At 71.9% G+C, this 16683-nt stretch carries 15 protein-coding genes; 5 read left to right on the top strand and 10 right to left on the bottom strand.

From position 1 onward, the window contains the following. Window positions 1-7: 7 nt before the first annotated feature. Both OHA73_RS07035 and OHA73_RS07030 read right to left on the bottom strand, forming a co-directional pair. Window positions 8-517 carry an ATP-binding protein gene (locus tag OHA73_RS07035; RefSeq protein ID WP_266716283.1) on the bottom strand — a complete coding sequence of 170 codons (510 nt, stop codon included), beginning with the start codon at window positions 515-517 and terminating at the stop codon, window positions 8-10. Between the two features lie 205 nt (window positions 518-722). After that, window positions 723-1037, bottom strand: coding sequence for a hypothetical protein (locus tag OHA73_RS07030; protein ID WP_266716285.1), 315 nt, complete (start codon window positions 1035-1037; stop codon window positions 723-725). A gap of 322 nt (window positions 1038-1359) precedes the next feature. On the opposite strand from OHA73_RS07030, the gene OHA73_RS07025 reads away from it, so the two are divergent. After that, window positions 1360-2532 carry a PLP-dependent cysteine synthase family protein gene (locus OHA73_RS07025; protein ID WP_327654540.1) on the top strand — a complete coding sequence of 391 codons (1173 nt, stop codon included), beginning with the start codon at window positions 1360-1362 and terminating at the stop codon, window positions 2530-2532. A 120-nt stretch (window positions 2533-2652) separates the two neighbouring features. Here the strand turns inward: OHA73_RS07025 and OHA73_RS07020 are convergent, their stop codons facing one another. Both OHA73_RS07020 and OHA73_RS07015 read right to left on the bottom strand, forming a co-directional pair. Continuing rightward, window positions 2653-3135, bottom strand: a complete 483-nt coding sequence (locus OHA73_RS07020; RefSeq protein WP_327654539.1) for an SRPBCC family protein — start codon at window positions 3133-3135, stop codon at window positions 2653-2655. Window positions 3136-3251: 116 nt separating this feature from the next. Then, window positions 3252-4079 carry a DeoR/GlpR family DNA-binding transcription regulator gene (locus tag OHA73_RS07015; RefSeq protein WP_266716289.1) on the bottom strand — a complete coding sequence of 276 codons (828 nt, stop codon included), beginning with the start codon at window positions 4077-4079 and terminating at the stop codon, window positions 3252-3254. A 236-nt stretch (window positions 4080-4315) separates the two neighbouring features. Here OHA73_RS07015 and OHA73_RS07010 point away from each other — a divergent pair, with 236 nt between their 5' ends. After that, window positions 4316-6751, top strand: coding sequence for a hypothetical protein (locus OHA73_RS07010; RefSeq protein ID WP_327654538.1), 2436 nt, complete (start codon window positions 4316-4318; stop codon window positions 6749-6751). Here the strand turns inward: OHA73_RS07010 and OHA73_RS07005 are convergent. The 4 genes from OHA73_RS07005 to OHA73_RS06990 form a co-directional block, all read right to left on the bottom strand. Then, window positions 6721-9126 carry a right-handed parallel beta-helix repeat-containing protein gene (locus OHA73_RS07005; RefSeq protein WP_266716293.1) on the bottom strand — a complete coding sequence of 802 codons (2406 nt, stop codon included), beginning with the start codon at window positions 9124-9126 and terminating at the stop codon, window positions 6721-6723. The genes OHA73_RS07010 and OHA73_RS07005 overlap by 31 nt on opposite strands. A gap of 161 nt (window positions 9127-9287) precedes the next feature. Then, window positions 9288-9893, bottom strand: coding sequence for an Rv1733c family protein (locus tag OHA73_RS07000; protein ID WP_267071653.1), 606 nt, complete (start codon window positions 9891-9893; stop codon window positions 9288-9290). A gap of 185 nt (window positions 9894-10078) precedes the next feature. Further along, window positions 10079-10903 carry an MOSC domain-containing protein gene (locus OHA73_RS06995; protein ID WP_327654537.1) on the bottom strand — a complete coding sequence of 275 codons (825 nt, stop codon included), beginning with the start codon at window positions 10901-10903 and terminating at the stop codon, window positions 10079-10081. A gap of 76 nt (window positions 10904-10979) precedes the next feature. Further along, window positions 10980-11423 (bottom strand): DUF6643 family protein, encoded by a 444-nt coding sequence (locus OHA73_RS06990; RefSeq protein WP_266716299.1) that lies wholly within the window; start codon window positions 11421-11423, stop codon window positions 10980-10982. A 266-nt stretch (window positions 11424-11689) separates the two neighbouring features. Between OHA73_RS06990 and OHA73_RS06985 the strand changes: the two genes are divergently transcribed. Next, the gene (locus OHA73_RS06985) at window positions 11690-12886 is read left to right on the top strand and encodes a TerD family protein (protein ID WP_327654536.1); all 1197 of its coding nucleotides are present in this window, start codon (window positions 11690-11692) and stop codon (window positions 12884-12886) included. A gap of 18 nt (window positions 12887-12904) precedes the next feature. Here the strand turns inward: OHA73_RS06985 and OHA73_RS06980 are convergent, their stop codons facing one another. Beyond that, on the bottom strand, window positions 12905-14068 hold the full coding sequence (locus tag OHA73_RS06980) for a glycosyltransferase (RefSeq protein WP_327654535.1): 1164 nt from the start codon (window positions 14066-14068) through the stop codon (window positions 12905-12907). 59 nt (window positions 14069-14127) lie between these two features. On the opposite strand from OHA73_RS06980, the gene OHA73_RS06975 reads away from it, so the two are divergent. Next, window positions 14128-14913, top strand: a complete 786-nt coding sequence (locus tag OHA73_RS06975) for a glutamate racemase (RefSeq protein WP_327654534.1) — start codon at window positions 14128-14130, stop codon at window positions 14911-14913. Between the two features lie 90 nt (window positions 14914-15003). Continuing rightward, window positions 15004-15567 carry a hypothetical protein gene (locus tag OHA73_RS06970; protein WP_266716307.1) on the top strand — a complete coding sequence of 188 codons (564 nt, stop codon included), beginning with the start codon at window positions 15004-15006 and terminating at the stop codon, window positions 15565-15567. A 22-nt stretch (window positions 15568-15589) separates the two neighbouring features. On the opposite strand, the gene OHA73_RS06965 is transcribed toward OHA73_RS06970, so the two are convergent. Beyond that, the gene (locus OHA73_RS06965) at window positions 15590-16522 is read right to left on the bottom strand and encodes an O-antigen ligase family protein (protein WP_327654533.1); all 933 of its coding nucleotides are present in this window, start codon (window positions 16520-16522) and stop codon (window positions 15590-15592) included. Window positions 16523-16683: the final 161 nt, after the last annotated feature.

Raw genomic sequence — 16683 nt, 5'->3', positions numbered from 1 at the left:
CGCCCGGTCAGCCTGCGACGGCCGACCGGGCGGGAGCATGCGGGGACACCTTGCGCTCGTGCGTGTCCGTGCGGCGCGCGGGATGCGTCGCGTACACCGGGTACGGCGCGATGGCCATCGAGGCGGCGGTGGCCGGCAGGGCGAACCAGACGACCTTGCCCTCGCCGTGCGGGCGCACGCCCCAGCTCTCGCTCAACGCGGCGATCATCGCGAGACCGCGGCCGCAGGTGGCGAGGGGGTCGGCGTCCCGTACCTCGGGGAGCCTCGGGTCATGGTCGTGCACCGAGACCCTGAGCGTGCCACTGAGCAGCTCGATCTCGACGGTGCAGAGCTTGTCCGGTCCGGCGTGCCGGTGGACGTTGGTCAGAAGCTCGGTGACGCAGAGCGCGGCCATCTCGATCAACGGATCGAGATGCCAGTAGCGCAACTGCGCCGATACGATTCTGCGGACCTGACCTATCCGCGACGGCAGGGCTTGGAGCTCCACCGTGCAATGCCTGTTCGGCTGGCTGATCACGGCTACGACTCCCCGAAATTGAGTCCGGAAGAAGACGAAAACGGATCGAGCGGTGCGACCGTGCTGTGACAGGACTGCCCGCTCCGTGTCCGGCGGGCTGGTTCGCAGCGTTATCGCCGGTAAACCCTGAGTAGTGATGTGTGACCAGCGTGACCCAGGGGGCGTGGGCGTGCAACTTCGCCGGGTGTTCGCTGCGGGGCGGGTGCTATCCGGTGTGCGCGGTGGCGGCGCGCACGGCCTCGATGAACCGCCGGGCCGCGGGCGGTCCCGAGGCGCCGCCCTGTCCGCCGAGGTGCAGCAGATAACGCCGCCCGTCCACGTCGGCCATCGCCCGGTCCTCGGCGCCGAACCACGGCCTGCCCGCGCGGACTTCACCCAACGGGGCGCTGTCGATCTCGCTCCCGTAGCTCGTGAGCAACTCCAGCCTGCCGTCCGTGATCCGGACCTGTCCCGCCCGGGTCAGTGATCGCAGGCGTCGGCCGATGCGCACGCCCGTCGCCGTGAACTCCGGCTCCGCCATGCCGTTTCGCCCCCTCGAGTGGGTGTCTGCGGTGCAGTCTGCACGCACCTGGCCAGGAGCACCAGTGCACATGTGGACGCGCTGTGAAGCATTGGGGGCAGCTCCGGCGTACGCCCCCTCGCACGCACGTTCCCGCACTCTCCCGGGACCCCGGGCACGTGTTCCGCCGCCCTCCCAGGCGTTCCTTTGAGACGCTCAAAGATGCATTTATGCAGGTGAGAAGCGTGCGCAAGGTGCTTATGATCGTGGTGTCCGGCTGCCGTCGGCGCCCGGGACCGGAGCGCGGAAACGACGGCCGGGCACGACGAGAAGGAGCCAATCGGTGAGCACCACGGAACAAGGTCGGCCCACAGGCGAGGGTGCGGCGTCCGGCCCCCTGCCGACGCTCGACGTCGACCACACGGACCCCGGCTACCGTGAGTGGCTCAAAGAGGCGGTACGCAAGGTGCAGGCGGACAACAACCGCTCGGCCGACACGCACCTGCTGCTCTTCCCGCTCCCCGAGCACTGGGGCATCGACCTCTACCTCAAGGACGAGTCGACCCACCCCACGGGCAGCCTCAAGCACCGTCTGGCCCGCTCGCTCTTCCTCTACGGCCTGTGCAATGGCTGGATCCGCCCCGGCCGCCCCGTCATCGAGGCGTCGAGCGGCTCCACCGCGGTGTCGGAGGCGTACTTCGCGAAGCTGATCGGTGTCCCCTTCATCGCGGTGATGCCGCGTACGACGAGTGCCGAGAAGTGCCGCCTGATCGAATTCCACGGTGGACAGTGCCACTTCGTGGACGACTCCAGGACGATGTACGCGGAGTCCGCGGCCCTCGCAGCCCGCACCGGCGGCCACTACATGGACCAGTTCACGTACGCGGAGCGGGCCACGGACTGGCGCGGGAACAACAACATCGCCGAGTCGATCTATCGCCAACTCGCTCTGGAGCGCTACCCGGAGCCCGCCTGGATCGTCGCCACGGCGGGCACGGGCGGCACCTCGGCGACGCTCGCCCGCTACGTCCACTACATGCAGCACGACACCCGTATCTGCGTCGCGGACCCCGAGAACTCCTGCTTCTTCGAGGGCTGGACGACCGACAACCCCGACGCGACGAGCGACTGCGGCTCCCGCATCGAGGGCATCGGCCGCCCCCGCATGGAACCGAGCTTCGTGCCAGGTGCCATCGACCGCATGATGAAGGTCCCCGACGCGGCGAGCGTCGCGGCGGTCCGCGCCCTGGAGTCGGCCATCGGCCGCAGGGCGGGCGGTTCGACGGGTACGGGCCTGTGGAGCGCCCTCAAGATCGTCGCGGAAATGGTGTCGGAGGGCCGCACGGGCAGCGTGGTGACGCTCCTCTGCGACCCGGGCGACCGCTACCTGGACAAGTACTACTCGGACGACTGGCTGCGGCAGCAATCCCTGGACATCACCCCGTACGCGACAGCGATCACCCGCCTACTGGAGACGGGGGAGTGGCCGGGTACATCAAGCCCCGCCACCGATTGACGCTGAGGCGGGTTCGGCGGCGGCCGAGCCATTCAAGCCCCGCTCCGGGACGAGACTCGCGGGGTCCGGGGCGGAGCCCCGCGACCGCAACCCCGCCGCGGCGCAACGACCAACCCGCCCCTACGCCGGCGCAGCCGCAAGCCGTCGATCAAGCGCCCCCACGGCCCCCCGAAACGCCCTACCCAGCCCACCCCGCCCAGCCTTCATCCCCGCCCGCACCCCTGCACCCGCATCCACGGCAAACGTCCACCGCACCCGAGATCCCCCACCGGGAACCCCTTCGATCCGCCACTCCTCCACCATCGCCCGTATCCCCGGCACATTGGTCTCGTCAACGCGATACGCGTAGACGTCACCGGGCTCGGCGGCGACGATCGTCTCGAGGAACCGCGTCCCACCCTTGAGCCGGACCTCCCGCCGCGCCCCACCGTCCAGCGGCCGCGCGAGCGTCACCGCGGAGAACCACTGGGGCCACCCGACGACGTCCTCGGCGAGCGCCCGGTACACGGCGTCCGGGGAGGCCGACACCTCACGGGCGAACACGAGCCGCAAGGGCGCGCTGTCGACGAAGTCGAGCTCGACGGGGCGAAGTCGGCGTGCCATGAAGGTTCAACCCCCAAGGTTGAAGCGGCGGACGCGACCCGGGTCAACGGGCGTCGCCCGTAGCCAAGTTGATGTGCTCCAGGTGACCGGTCCCGGTCACCATAACTGGCGCACCGTCAGATGTCTGTACCGTCCTCGGGTTCCCCGGCCACCACGAGCCGCATGTGCTCGGCGACCTCGGCCCGCGCCTCGACCGGCAGCCCGCCGTCCGTGACCAACGTGTCCACCTGGTCGAGCGAGGCGAACGAACTCAGCCCCACCGTCCCCCACTTGGTGTGGTCCGCCACCACGACGACCCGCCGCGCGGACTGCACGAGCCGCCGATTCGTCTCCGCCTCCGCCAGGTTCGGCGTGGACAGGCCGGCCTCCGGGCTTATGCCGTGCACCCCGAGGAACAGCACGTCGAAGTGGAGCGCCGCGATCGCCTGGTCGGCGACCGGGCCCACCAGCGAGTCCGACGGCGTGCGCACCCCGCCGGTCAACACCACTGTCGCCGCCCCCTGTCGGGACGCCGCACCGCGCTGCGACGCATGGAAGACGTCGGCCACGCGCACCGAGTTGGTCACCACCGTGAGGTCCGGTACGTCGAGCAACTGCTGGGCCAGCGCGAACGTCGTCGTACCACCGGAGAGCGCGATCGCCGTGCCGGGTGCGGCCAGCGGCGCCGCGGCGCGCGCGATGTCCTCCTTGGCCGTCAACTCCAGGCCGGACTTGGCCTCGAAGCCGGGCTCATGGGTGCTGGCCTCGACGACCGGGACCGCGCCGCCGTGCACCTTCTCGACGACGCCCTGCCGGGCCAGCGCGTCCAGATCGCGCCGCACCGTCATGTCGGAGACGCCGAGCTTCCTGGTCAGCTCGTTGACCCGGACGCCGCCGCGCCGACGGACCTCGTCGATGATCAGGGCGCGGCGCTGCTCCGCGAGCAGGTTCTGATTCTCGCTCACGTCCGTCGGATCCCTTCGGCTCGTCCCGCCTGCCACCACCGCCGTACCGGCCAGCGCTTTCTCGTCATCCTCGCACGCGCCACCGACACCGGGACCACCGCCTGCGCTGCCGACCTGCGCCGCGAGGGGGCGCCAAGGGGTGAATGGGGTGGGGCACCTCGGGGAGATTCCGTGACGAGGGGTGCCCGAAGGGGCGCCGGGCCGAGATCCTGGTCGTGTTCAGAAACGGGGGACACATGAGCACGACACACGAGCACGGACAACGGAACGGCACCACGGCGGAACCGGCGACGACGCCCTCCGCGAAGCCGTCCACCACGCCATCCGCGACACCGCCCACGACCACGGACGAGACCGCTCTGGAACTTCTCGTCCACGGAGTCGGCGGCACCACTCCTCAAGAGATGCTCGACGACCCGCAGCCGGTGCGGGTCTCGGGCGACGAGACGGCGGCCGTCTTCCGGCGCGGCGAGGACGCCGACGCGGAGTCGCGCCCCGACGACTACCGGGGCAAGCCCGTCCCCGAGGCGTACGTCTGGTGCAACCTCACCTCGGGCAACGGATCACGGGCGCTGTGGCTGCTGCTGCTCCCCTTCATGGTGGTGAACCTGTCCCACTGGATGCGCCCCAACGCCCGCCGCAGATCCCGCACCGTACGCCTCTACGGCCTGCTCGTCCGCCTCCTCTCGCTCACCCTCACGGTGCTGCTGGTCGGCGCCGCGTGCGAGGTCGCCCTTGACCTGACGGCCTGGCAGTGCGCGGGCACACCGGCCTGCGCCGAGCAGCGGGCCTGGCTCGGCTTCCTCTCCGTCGACGCGCACGGTGGCGGCGGCTGGTGGAGCCAGCCCGGCCGCCGCCTCGCGCTCGCCTCGCTCGTCCCGACCGCCCTGGCAGGTCTGCTCTGGTACCTCTCGCACCGCACCTGGAGCGCGTACGAGGCGCAGCACCCGCTGCCGCACATGGCCGAGCCCACCGACGGCGAGATCGACAACGCGCTCGGCAGGCCCGGCTTTTGGTACGGCCGCCGCCTCGTCGCCCGCCTGCGCTCGGCGCACACCGCGGCCGCACTGCTCACCGTGGCCGCGGCCGTCGGCACGTCCGCGGCCCGCTTCGACCGGGCGTCCGGCGGTCCTGCCCTGCTCGACGTGCTGGGCTGGCTGATCGTGGGCGCACTGGTCCTCGGCACCCTCGCCGTCATCGGCGTCGTCGTGCACCGCGGCCGCTGCGAGAGCCGGGTCGACGACACCCTGGACGGCACGGTGGTACGCGCCCTGCCCTACGCGGCGCTCGTCCTGCTCCTCGTGACCATGGTGTACGCGGCCTGGTCGCGCCCCGGATGGCAGTCCTTCGGACGGCTGCCCGGCGACATGAGCTTCGGCGGCATCACCCTCGTCCAGGGCGCGCTCGTGATCGCCCTGGCCTTCGTCGCGCACGCCATCTACCGCACGGCCCGCGACCCGCGCACCGCGCTGCGCGGCCTCGGCGGTCCCGCCACCGCGATGCTCGCGTGCGCACTCGGCGGCGTCATGAGCGGTGGCGTGGCGCAGCGCGTCGCCGACTGGCTGGACGGCACCAGCGGCCTCATCAAGGGCCCGCCCGTGCTGCTCACCTGGCAGGCCTCCGTCATCCCGCCGCTGCTGATCGTGGTCGCCGTCCTGTGCGGCGCACTCGCCCTGCGCACGGCCCGTATCAAGAAGCGCGAGACGGCCCAAGTGGCGGTCGACTACCACCTCGACGAAAAGCCGGGCAGCACCAGCGAACCCCCGGACACCGCCCGTACGTCACGCATCGCGGGCACACGCGCGCGTGCCGCCCTCACCGACAAGGCGCCGGTGATGATCGGCGTCGTCTCCTCGGTGACGCTGCTGCTCGGCGCCCTCGCCGTGGTCGGCGCCTGGACCACAGGGAAGGTGCCGGGCACCGCGGCCCAGGGCTCGTACGCGATCGTGGCCGGGGCGGCCGACTCGGCGCAGGCGCTCGGCTCCTGGCTCATCGGCCTGGGCTTCATACTGTTCGTCACCTGGGGACGCCGCGCCTACAAGGACGCGTCCGCACGCCGCACCATCGGCATCCTGTGGGACGTGGGCACCTTCTGGCCGCGTGCCGCGCACCCCTTCGCGCCCCCCTGCTACGCCGAGCGCGCCGTCCCCGACCTGACCTGGCGGATGGCCACTTGGACACAGGCCACCGGAGGCCGGCTCATCCTGTCCGGGCACTCCCAGGGCAGCGTCCTCGCGGCGGCCGCCGCCTGGCAACTGCATCCCTCCGTAAGAAAGCGCGTCGGACTGCTCACCTACGGATCGCCCCTGGAGCGGCTGTACGGGCGCTGGTTCCCGGCCCAGTTCGGACCCGAGGCGCTGGCCTCGCTGCACCGCCAGGTCGACTGCTGGCGCAATCTGCACCGCAGGACCGACCCCATCGGCGGGCCGATCAACCTGCCGGGCGAGTGCGGTCCGCAGGTCGACCACGCGGCACTCCTCGACCCGCTCGCCTACGGACGGACCGCCGAACACCCGCTCCCCGCACCGATCCTGGGCCACGGCGACTACCAGGCCGACCCGGTCTTCGCCGAGGAGCGCGCCCGGCTGCTCGCCCGCCTCAAGCCGGGCGTACCGCAGCAGCGGCCCGACGCCGAGCAGCCTCAGGGCAGTTCGGGCAGGTCTTCCGGGTAGAGCAGCGTGAGCGCGTCGGTGTCCAGGTCGTCGAGTTGGGCGACCCGGCCCGCATGCCGCTCCACCATCGACTCGAACGTCTGCCGCGCGGTGCGGCCGTTGCCGAACGCGGGCCCCTTCGGGAGCGCCGTGAAGTACTTGAGGAGTGCTTCCGGCGTCCCGTCGGCGAGCCGGTACTCGTGCTCGTCGGACTGCTGCTCCACGATCCGCAGCAGTTCCTCGGGCACGTAGTCGGAGAACGTGATGGTCCGTGAGAAGCGGGAGGCCACACCGGGGTTGGTGGACAGGAAGCGCTCCATCTCCGCCGTGTAGCCGGCGACGATCACGACGACCTCGTCACGGTGGTCCTCCATCAGCTTCACGAGCGTGTCGATCGCCTCGCGGCCGAAGTCGCGCCCGGAGTCCTCGGGGGACAGGGCGTACGCCTCGTCGATGAACAGGACGCCGCCGTGGGCCCGTTGGAAGGCCTCCTGGGTGCGGATCGCGGTGGAGCCGATGTGCTCGCCGACCAGATCCACACGGGACACCTCTACGAGGTGTCCCTGGCCGAGGACGCCGAGCGACGCGAGGATCTCGCCGTACAGGCGCGCCACCGTCGTCTTGCCGGTGCCGGGGGAGCCAGTGAACACCAGGTGCCGCCGCACGGAGGCCGCCTTGAGGCCCGCCTCCTGGCGCCTGCGGCCCACCTCGATCATGTCGGTGAGGGCGCGCACCTCGCGCTTGACGCTCTCCAGGCCCACCAGAGCGTCGAGTTCACCGAGAACGAGCTTGGATGTGCGGGACTCCTCCGCGGGCTCCTGAGGGGCCGCCACGGGCCGCTGGTCGGGCACGGCGCTGAGCAGGCCGACGGTCTGCGTCGCGGTCTGCACGGCCGGCTGCGGGGCCGCCGTCGCACCGGGGCTCACACCGCCGCTCTCGTCGCTCGTGCAGTCCTCGATCAGCGGGCCGTCCTCGGCGAACTCGTAGCCGCCACGCGAACACCGTTCCGTACGGCACTTCTTGAGGCTCGTACGGCAGCCGTCGATGACGTGGAAGCCGAAGCCGCCGCTGTCCGCGACCCGGCAGCCGTGGAAGCTGCCCCGGCCGCCCGCCGACACGTAGAAACCGGCCTCGGTGGGCGAGGTGACCGTGCAGCGCTCGATCGTGGGGTCCGCGCCCTTCGTGACGATCACGCCGGTCTGTGTGGCGTCCACCGTGCAGTTGGCGAGCGTGCCGCCGCTGCCGTGGTCGCGGAACCAGGCGCCCGTCGCGGCCTCGCGGATGCGGCAGTCGTCGAGCTGCGCGGTCGCCCCGTCGCTCACCGACACGGCGGTGTTGCGCACTTGGGAGAGGTCGCTGTCGACGACGTCCACGCGCGAGCCGCGGTCGAGCACGAACAGCGCGTCCGGCACGTCGTGCACCCGGCAGGATTCGAGCACGGCGGTCGCTCCGTCGCTGACCCAGACGGCCGGATAGTCGCCCGTACTGTCGTGGATCTCGCACTGGTTGGCGTCCACGCGCGTGCCGGGGTCCCACACCGAAAGACCGTTGCGCCCGAACTGGCGCACGGTGGAACGCGTCAGCGTGAGCACGGACCGGGAGCGCAGGTCGATCGCGTTCTCCGGGACGTCGTGGACGCGGCAGTCGGCGAGGGTGAGCACCGCGTCCGTGTCGAGCGTGACGCCGTCCCCTGTCGTGCGGTGCACATCGCAGTCGGTCAGGTGCGCGGCCGCCCGCCCGGTGATCTGCACACCGGAACCCTTGACCTCGTACACCTCGCAGCCCACGGCCTCCAGGCCGGAGTGCTCACCGGTCGCGGACAGGCCCGCACCCGACGTGTGGTGCACCCGGCAGCGCTCGAGCCGCGGATGCGCGCCCCCGCGCACCGCGACGCCCGCCTGCCCGGCGGCGACGACCTCGCACTCCTCGAACACGCCGCCCCCGCCGTCGAGCACGGCGATGCCGATGCCGCCGGGGTTGTCGACGGTGCACTGCCGCACCGTGGGCCGGGCGCCGCCGCGGACCTCGACGCCGGTCGCGGACCGGGTCACCACGCGGACGCCGACGATCTCCGGGGCGCCCTCCTCGACGAGCAGCGCGGGCGCCGCCGCGTCCTGCCCTTCGACCTGTAGATCACGCACGGACGCGGAGGCCCGTACGGTCACGGGGACGCCGTCCGCGGGCGCGATCCGCACGGAGCCGGGGGAGCCCTCGGGGCCACGCAGCGTGACGGCCCGCCGCAGTACCAGGTTCTCCCGGTACGTACCGGGGGCCACGGTCAGTACGTCACCGTCGGTCGCCGCCTCCAGGGCGGCTGCCAGCGACGCATACTCACCCGTGCGGCGCCGCCACCGCGAAGTACCGGCGTGCGTCACCTGGACCGAGCCCTGTGCCATGGCGCTGATCTGCCCCCACCTCGTCTTACGCAGGAAGTTGTGCGCGCCTCGCGGGGCGCTGTCCCTGGCTGCTTCCTGCGCTCTGCCTGCCAAAAGGTGGCTCCACCGTAGCGTGCGCGGAGCACGGCAGTTGACCAGAGCGACGAGCCTGTGGGCGGCGGTCAGCTGCCCGTGCCGGTCCTGCCCCAGTCGGGTCCGGCGATGTCCCAGGCGCTGTCCCAACGCGCGTACCGGCGGCGCAGCATGCGCCACAGGACCAGGCGCCGGGTGCCTTCCACCAGGCCGGTGACGGCGACGGCCGCACCGAATCCGGCGAGCGCCGCGTGCGTGGCGGCGGTGGGCCGGTCGAGGGGCCGGCCGACGGCGCGGCCCTGGTCGTCGGTCCACACGGTGAACTTGTCGCCGCGGTGCGGGGTGGTGAGGGCGGCGACGACGCGGTCCTGCCGGGTCGAACCGTCCGGCGCCTTCCAGGTCGCCACCACGCGTGTGTGTGCGTCACGCGCCGTGGAGGTCTCCGGGTCGGGATCGAGCGGCGGCTGTGCCACCTTGTGCACCACGGTCGCCGTCACCTCGTGGCGCATGCTGCGCTGCTCCTCCACGGAGCGATACAGAGCGTCACGCGACATGGACCCCGCGACGACGCCGGCCAGCGGCGCGGCGACGACGATGAGGAACAGTGCGACCAGGGCGACCCAGGCCTCTGCCAGGTCGGTCCCGCGGCACACCGGATTGTGACGCCAGCGCCATAGCCCGATCAACGCTCGCACGGTCTGCACCCCCTTCCGGGTCTGTCATAACCCCGAACGGCAGCGCCCGCATGCCGGAGGAGAGAAGAGAGAGCGACGTCACCTGGCTCCAGGTCCTGGCTCGCCCCTGCCCACCGGCGCTTCCGACACTGCCATTGTCTCTCAACGAGCATGCCGCGGCGCCGGGTTCCCCAGCCGGATGACGGTTATTCGAGGATCCTCAAGGGATCTCCGATACGCACGGTGCCCGTCGACTCGGGCACCAGGTTCGTGCCGAAGCACAGTTGGTCGCCGAAGCGGCGGTGTCGCGCCAGCGTGCGCAGGGGTTCCTTGCCACGCTCCGCGGTCTGCTGGTTCGTCGTCGTGACCACGCAGCGGCCGCTCTTCTTGGTGATACGGAAGGTGACGTCCCCGATCGCGATGCGCGACCAGTCGTCCTCCGCCCACGGAGGCGTGCCGGAGACGACGACATTCGGCCGGAACCGGTTCATGGGCAGCGGGCCCTCGTCGGCGTGGTCACCTTGAGCGATCAAGGAGTTGAGGGCGTCGAGCGAGGAGAGCGTCGTCAGGAGCAGCGGGTAGCCGTCGGCGAAACTCACTGTCTCGCCCGGGCGCGCGTACTTCGGGTCGATGGGGCGTCTGGTCGCCGGGTCGTCCAGATGCAGCAGGCGTATCTCGGTGCCCAGGTACGCACTCCACCACGCGTGGGCCGCGCGGTCGGCGGGGACCGCCTCGACCTTGTCCGACCAGACCTCGATCGTGGTCGTCTCCCGCGGCCCGGGTATCTCGACGGTCAGCGGGTCCATGCCCGGAGCCGACACGCGAACGCCGCCGCCGGGCAGTTGCTCGGCGGCGGCCAACGCCAGGCGCGGATGCGGCCGTTGGGTGACGATCTTGTCGTCCGTGCCCACCAGCACCCAGCGCCGGTCCCCTGCCAGGCCCCACGGCTCCACGGCGGCCTCGCGCGGAGCGTGCCCCCGAACCGCCTTGAGCGGGTGGACATGGATCGAACTGAGTACTGGCTGCGACATGCCGGTAATTCTGCCAGCAGCCACGGACATCGCCCGTGGCTGCTGTGGTGGGCCGGAGCGTTCCGGCCGTGTCGGGTCAGTAACCGCGGTACTGCTGGCGGTTGTACGGATCCTCGTACGGCGCGGGGGCGGGCCGCGGCGTGGCCGGGCGCATTGCCTCGTAACCGGTCGCCTGGCCGGGCGCGGGACGCTGCGGCTGCTGCTGGGCCTGCTGGCCCGGATAGCCGCGCTGGGCGCTCGCCTGCTGCGGAATGTACGCGGTCGGGGCCGCCTGCATCGGGGCGTTCTGCGGGTGCGGATAGCCGTACTGCGGCGAGGGCGCGGAGGGCGCCGACGGCAGGGCGGGCAGCGCGGCAGGCAGCGCCGGCAGGTGGCTGTTGCTTTCGTACGCGGAGGGAACCCGGATCGGGGCGATCTGCGGCGTACCCCGTTCCGCGACGAGTGAGTCGTAGATCGGAGTGTCCGGGAAGGACGGCGCGGAGTAGTAACCGCCGCCATATGTGGAGCGGGGGGAGGTCATGACACATAAGTTAAGCCCACGATGTGGTCGTTGGGGTAGACCGATAAGAGGGTTCTTTTGCGTGTCGTGTGTGACCGCGCGTCCTCAATGCGAGCGAACTTGGGGAAAACGGTCGTCGCCCGGGGCAGATTTCCTGTAGAGCCCAAAATTTCGGGGGGTTACCGGCGGTTGGCCAGTGATCTTCGAACGGGCCTCTGGGAGCCGGAAGGCTCCAGGGAATAGGTTGGACGGTAAGCCGAGGGCAGGCGTTTGGGGCGGACATGACAATGGCTAAAGGGTCGAATGTCGGGGTGCCTGCTACCGCCGTACGCGTCGAATTGGGCCGACGTTCAGGCCCCGGTGTACCCGACGTCGACGCCTCGGCGCTCCTGCTCGCTTCCGGAAAGGTCCGCTCGGACGCGGACTTCGTGTTCTACAACCAGCCGACGCACGCCTCCGGGGCGGTCCGGCACGAGGGCAGGTCCACCAGCGGGGGCACCGTCACGGACACCCTCTTCGTCGACCTCGCGCGCGTGGAGCCCGCCATCGAGCGGGTGGTCCTCGCGGCGTCCGCGGACGGCGGGGCGTTCGGACAGGTGCCTGGCCTGTACGTCCGCGTCGTCGACGCGGCGGACGGGGCCGAACTCGCCCGCTACGAAAGCGCGGACGCGACGGTGGAGACAGCTTTTGTCCTCGGTGAACTGTACCGCCGTCAGGGAGCCTGGAAGTTCCGGGCCGTGGGCCAGGGCTACGACAGCGGCCTGGCGGGCCTCGCGAGGGACTACGGCATCACGGTGGACGAACCGAAGCAGGCGGCGCCGCCCGCCGCCGCGCCATCGGCGACGCCCACACGCGCGGCGCCCGTGCAACCGACCAAGGTGACGCTGACGAAGGCCGCTCCGACCGTCTCCCTGGCGAAGCAGGGCGGTACGTCCGGCGCCCTGCGCGTGAACCTCAACTGGGAGGTGCTCAAGCAGTTCGGCGGCCGGGGGAGCAGGCGCGCCCGGAGCCTCGACCTCGACCTGTGCGCCCTGTACGAACTGGCCGACGGGCGCAAGGGAGTGGTGCAGGCCCTCGGCAACGCCTTCGGGGCGCTGGGCGAGGCCCCGTACATCCACCTCGACGGCGACGACCGCAGCGGAGGCCTGACCGCCGGCGAGAACCTCACCATCAACCTCGACCGCACGGACGCGTTCCGCCGCATCCTCGTCTTCGTGACCATCTACGAAGGCGCGCGCAGTTTTGCCGACCTCCATGCGACGGTCACGCTCCAACCGGCGCACGGCGCCCCGATCGACTTCTCCCTGGACGAGTGCACGGTGCCCTCCACGGTGTGCGCGCTCGCCCTGCTCACGAACGACGGCGGCGACCTGACCGTGCAGCGCGAGGCCCGCTATCTCGTCCCTGACCGGGGCGTCAGCCCGCAGCGCACCGTGGACCGCGCCTACGGGTGGGGCATGAACTGGACACGGGGCCGCAAGTAGCGTTCCGCGGCGAGGTGTTCACCCTCGATCGGGCGCGGCGTACGTACGCCCCTTCCAGGCCGCGCCCTGCCCCCTGTAGTGCTGCACAGCGGAATCCACCGTCATCAGGAGGTACAGCAGCGCGGTGAACGGCAGTAGCGGCGCCAGCCACAGCGTCTGCCGGTAGTAGCGCAGCATGGGGATGTACGTTCCCGCCATCACCGCCCAGGCGAGCGCGCCGAGCAGTGCGGCCGGCGCGCTGCCCGAGAACAGGCCGACGAACAGCGCCGCGGGCGGCACCAGGTAGACCAGGGCAAGCCCCAGCACGGTGGCGAGCAGCACCAGCGGGTTGTGCCGCAGCTGTGCGTATGCGCTGCGGGACACCATGCGCCACAGATCCGCGAGGCGCGGATACGGCCGCACGCTGTCGACGCGCTCGGCGAGGCCCAGCCAGATGCGCCCACCGGACCGCTTCACGGCCCGTGCGAGCGACACGTCGTCGATGACCGCCTGCCGGATCGCGTCCGGGATCCGCGCCCGCTCGGCCGCCTCGGTGCGCAGCAGCACGCAGCCGCCCGCCGCGGCGGCCGTGCGTGCGCCCTGCCGTGTGATCCAACGGAACGGGTACAGCTGCGCGAAGAAGTACACGAACGCGGGCACGACCAGCCGCTCCCACACGCTCTCCACCCGCAGCCGCGCCATCTGCGACACCAGGTCGAAGCAGCCCGTGCGCGCCGCCGCCACCAACTCCCGCAGGCTGTCCGGCTCATGCGCGATGTCGGCGTCGGTCAGCAGGAGGAACTCGGGGTCACGCGCGCGTGCCAGGCCGATGCCGTGCCGCACCGCCCACAGCTTTCCGGTCCAGCCCGGGGGCGGCTCGCCGGGTGAGTCGACCGTGAGGGGGAGCCCGCCGAACCGCTCCGAGAGGGTGCGTGCCACCTCGCCCGTGCCGTCCGAGCTGCCGTCGTCCACCAGGAAGATCTCCGCCCGCCCCGGATAGTCCTGGGCGAGCAGGGACGGCAGGCTGTCCGGCAGCACCTCCGCCTCGTCGCGGGCCGGCACCACAATGCACACATCCGGCCAGCTTCCGGGCTCGGTGCGCGGTGGCAGGCGCAGGTCCGTACGCCAGAAGAAGCCCTGGCACAGCAGTAGCCACAGCCATGCGGCGAGCGAAGCCGCGGTGATCCACACAACGACGTCCATCCGCCGCAGTCTGCCCCACCGGCACGGGCATTGTCGGACCGATCGTCTATGGTTTCCGGGTGAAGATCGCGCTGATGGACTCGGGAATCGGACTGCTCGCGGCCGCTGCGGCGGTACGGCGCCTGCGCCCGGACGCCGACCTCGTGCTCTCCTCCGCCCCGGAGACCATGCCGTGGGGGCCGCGCACGCCCGAGGACGTGGCCGAGCGGGCGCTCGCCGTCGCCGAGGTCGCCGCCGCGCACGGCCCGGACGCGCTGATCATCGCCTGCAACACCGCCTCCGTGCACGCACTGCCCGCCGTGCGCGCCCGGCTCGAGCCGCAGATCCCCGTCATCGGCACCGTCCCCGCGATCAAGCCCGCTGCCGCGGGCGGCGGCCAGGTCGCCATCTGGGCCACGCCCGCGACCACCGGAAGCCCCTACCAGCAGGCGCTGATCCGGGACTTCGGAGGCGGCGCCCAGGTCACCGAGGTGCCCTGCCCTGGCCTCGCCGACGCGGTGCAGTGGGCCGACGAGGAGGGCATCGACCGTGCCATCGAGGCCGCGGCCGCCCTCACGCCCCGTGATGTAAGGGCCGTCGTCCTGGGATGCACCCATTACGAGCTGGTCGCGGAGCGTATCCGCTCCGCGGTGCAGCAGCCCGACGCGGACCTGCTCGCCCTGCACAGCAGCGCGGGCGCCGTCGCCGCGCAGGCGCTGCGCCGGATCGGCGAGGGCCCGCAGGCCGGGTCCGATGCGCGCGGCAGGCTCACGGTGCTGCTGGGCGGCCGGGAGGACACGCTTCCCAAGGAGGCACTCGCCTACGCGGAAGGCCGTGACCTCCAGGCGCTGAGCCACGCGGGCTGAGCGACCGCACCGGCCCGGCTCAGCCCGGTCCGGCCCACAAGGCTGCGCAAGCCGGTGCCGGACCCGCGGAACATGAGTAGGCTCGATTCCATGAGGGAACACGCCCCCGACGAGCACTCAGGGCGACGCTCTTCCGCCCCCGTGACCGACATCTGGACCGGCCGCGCACACAACCGTGTGCAGTGGATCCTGGCCTGTGGCGGGCTCGCCTGCCTGGCTCTGGGCATCGAGCTGGCCGTGGACAACTCCTGGGCCACCGGCATACTCGCCCTGGCCATGTCCGTGGTCGGCCTGATCGCCGTGGGCCTGCTCATCCTGTTCGGCACCCTCGCCTTCCTCCACGTCGCGGTGAAGGTCGACAAGGACCACCTCGAGGTGCGCTGCGGCCACGTGGGCCTCCCGCGCCGCCGTATCCCGCTCGCCCATGTGGTCGAGGCGGACTTCGCGCCCCGCGTCACGCCCCGGCAGTGGGGCGGCTGGGGCTACCGCTGGCGCCCGGAGATCGGCACGGCCGTCGTGGTGCGGCGCGGCGAGGGCGTGGTGCTCGTCCTCGGTGACGGCCGCAGGTTCACGGTGACCGTGGACGACGCGGAGGGCGCGGTGCGGCATATCCGCGACCGCCTGAAGCGGCCGCACGCGGGTCCGGTCGTCTGACCGCAGGACCCGGCGGGTCAACTCAGTCGTGGCCGCTCCGGAGGAATTCCGGGGCGGCCACGTCGTCGTCCGGCGGCCCGTCCGTGAACGGTTCGGCCGTGCCGATCCCGGCGAGCAGGCCCACGCCCGCCGTCACGGTCGTGAAGCTGAGCGCGTTGCCTACCAGCGCCATCGCGGCCACCGCGGTCAGCGCCGCACCCGCCGCCAGCACCACCTGGGTCGACCGCGCCGAGCGCCACAGGACGTACAGCAGCCAGCAGTAGGCCGTTGCGAGCAGCAGGACGCCGACGAGTCCCTGCTCGGCCGCCATCTGGAGGACGGCGGAGTGCGGCTTGCCGTCGGAGAGCGGCGACTGCGCGAGCGTCGGGCTGAGGTCCTCGAAGCGTCCGGGGCCCGTGCCCAGGGCGGGATCGTTCTCGGCGAGGTGCAGGGCGTCGCGCCACAGCAGGATCCGCCGCGGCGAGAGCCACGCCTCCAGGGAGGCCGTCGGGCCGGACGGCAGGACGTTCTTGGCGAGCGCCACACCGAGACCGGCCATGACGGCCGTGGAGAGGCCGAGACCGCTCAGGCCGATCGCCCGGCGTCGTAGGCGGGCCGCCGCGAGCGAGCACAGGACGACGCCGGCGCACGCCGTCATCCCGCCCGGTGAGTCGACGACGGCGGCCACCACCACGCTGCCCGCCGCCAAGAGGTGCAGCGCGATCCGCGCAGCCCGCCGCCGCGCCGACCAGGCCGCGCAGCACAGCGCCCCCGTGGACAGGGCGAGCAGCGCCGCGGTCGCGCCGACCCGGCCCATCGGCGTCACGACATCAGGTGTGGGCACCGCGTACGGAGCGGTGAGCGCGAGGCACAGGCCGCCGAGTCCGACCGCACAGGACGAGGCGACCGGGACGAGCGCCCCGCCGATGCGTCCGCACGCGAACCCCGCGATCACGGCGAGCACGGCCAGGAGCACGCCTTCCGGTCTGCCCGCGCGTGCCGTCGCGCTGATCAGGGACCATGCCGCGCAACACCCGAGGACCGCGACCCCGATGGCATCGGACGCTCCACCACGCCGTTCCAGCGCAGCATCTGTCGCCGCACCCGCTGACCACCCCGTCGCACCCATCCGCCGCC

Source organism: Streptomyces sp. NBC_00483 (genome assembly GCF_036013745.1).
Classification (GTDB): Bacteria; Actinomycetota; Actinomycetes; order Streptomycetales; family Streptomycetaceae; genus Streptomyces.
This window is presented reverse-complemented; position numbering and strand designations above follow the sequence as displayed.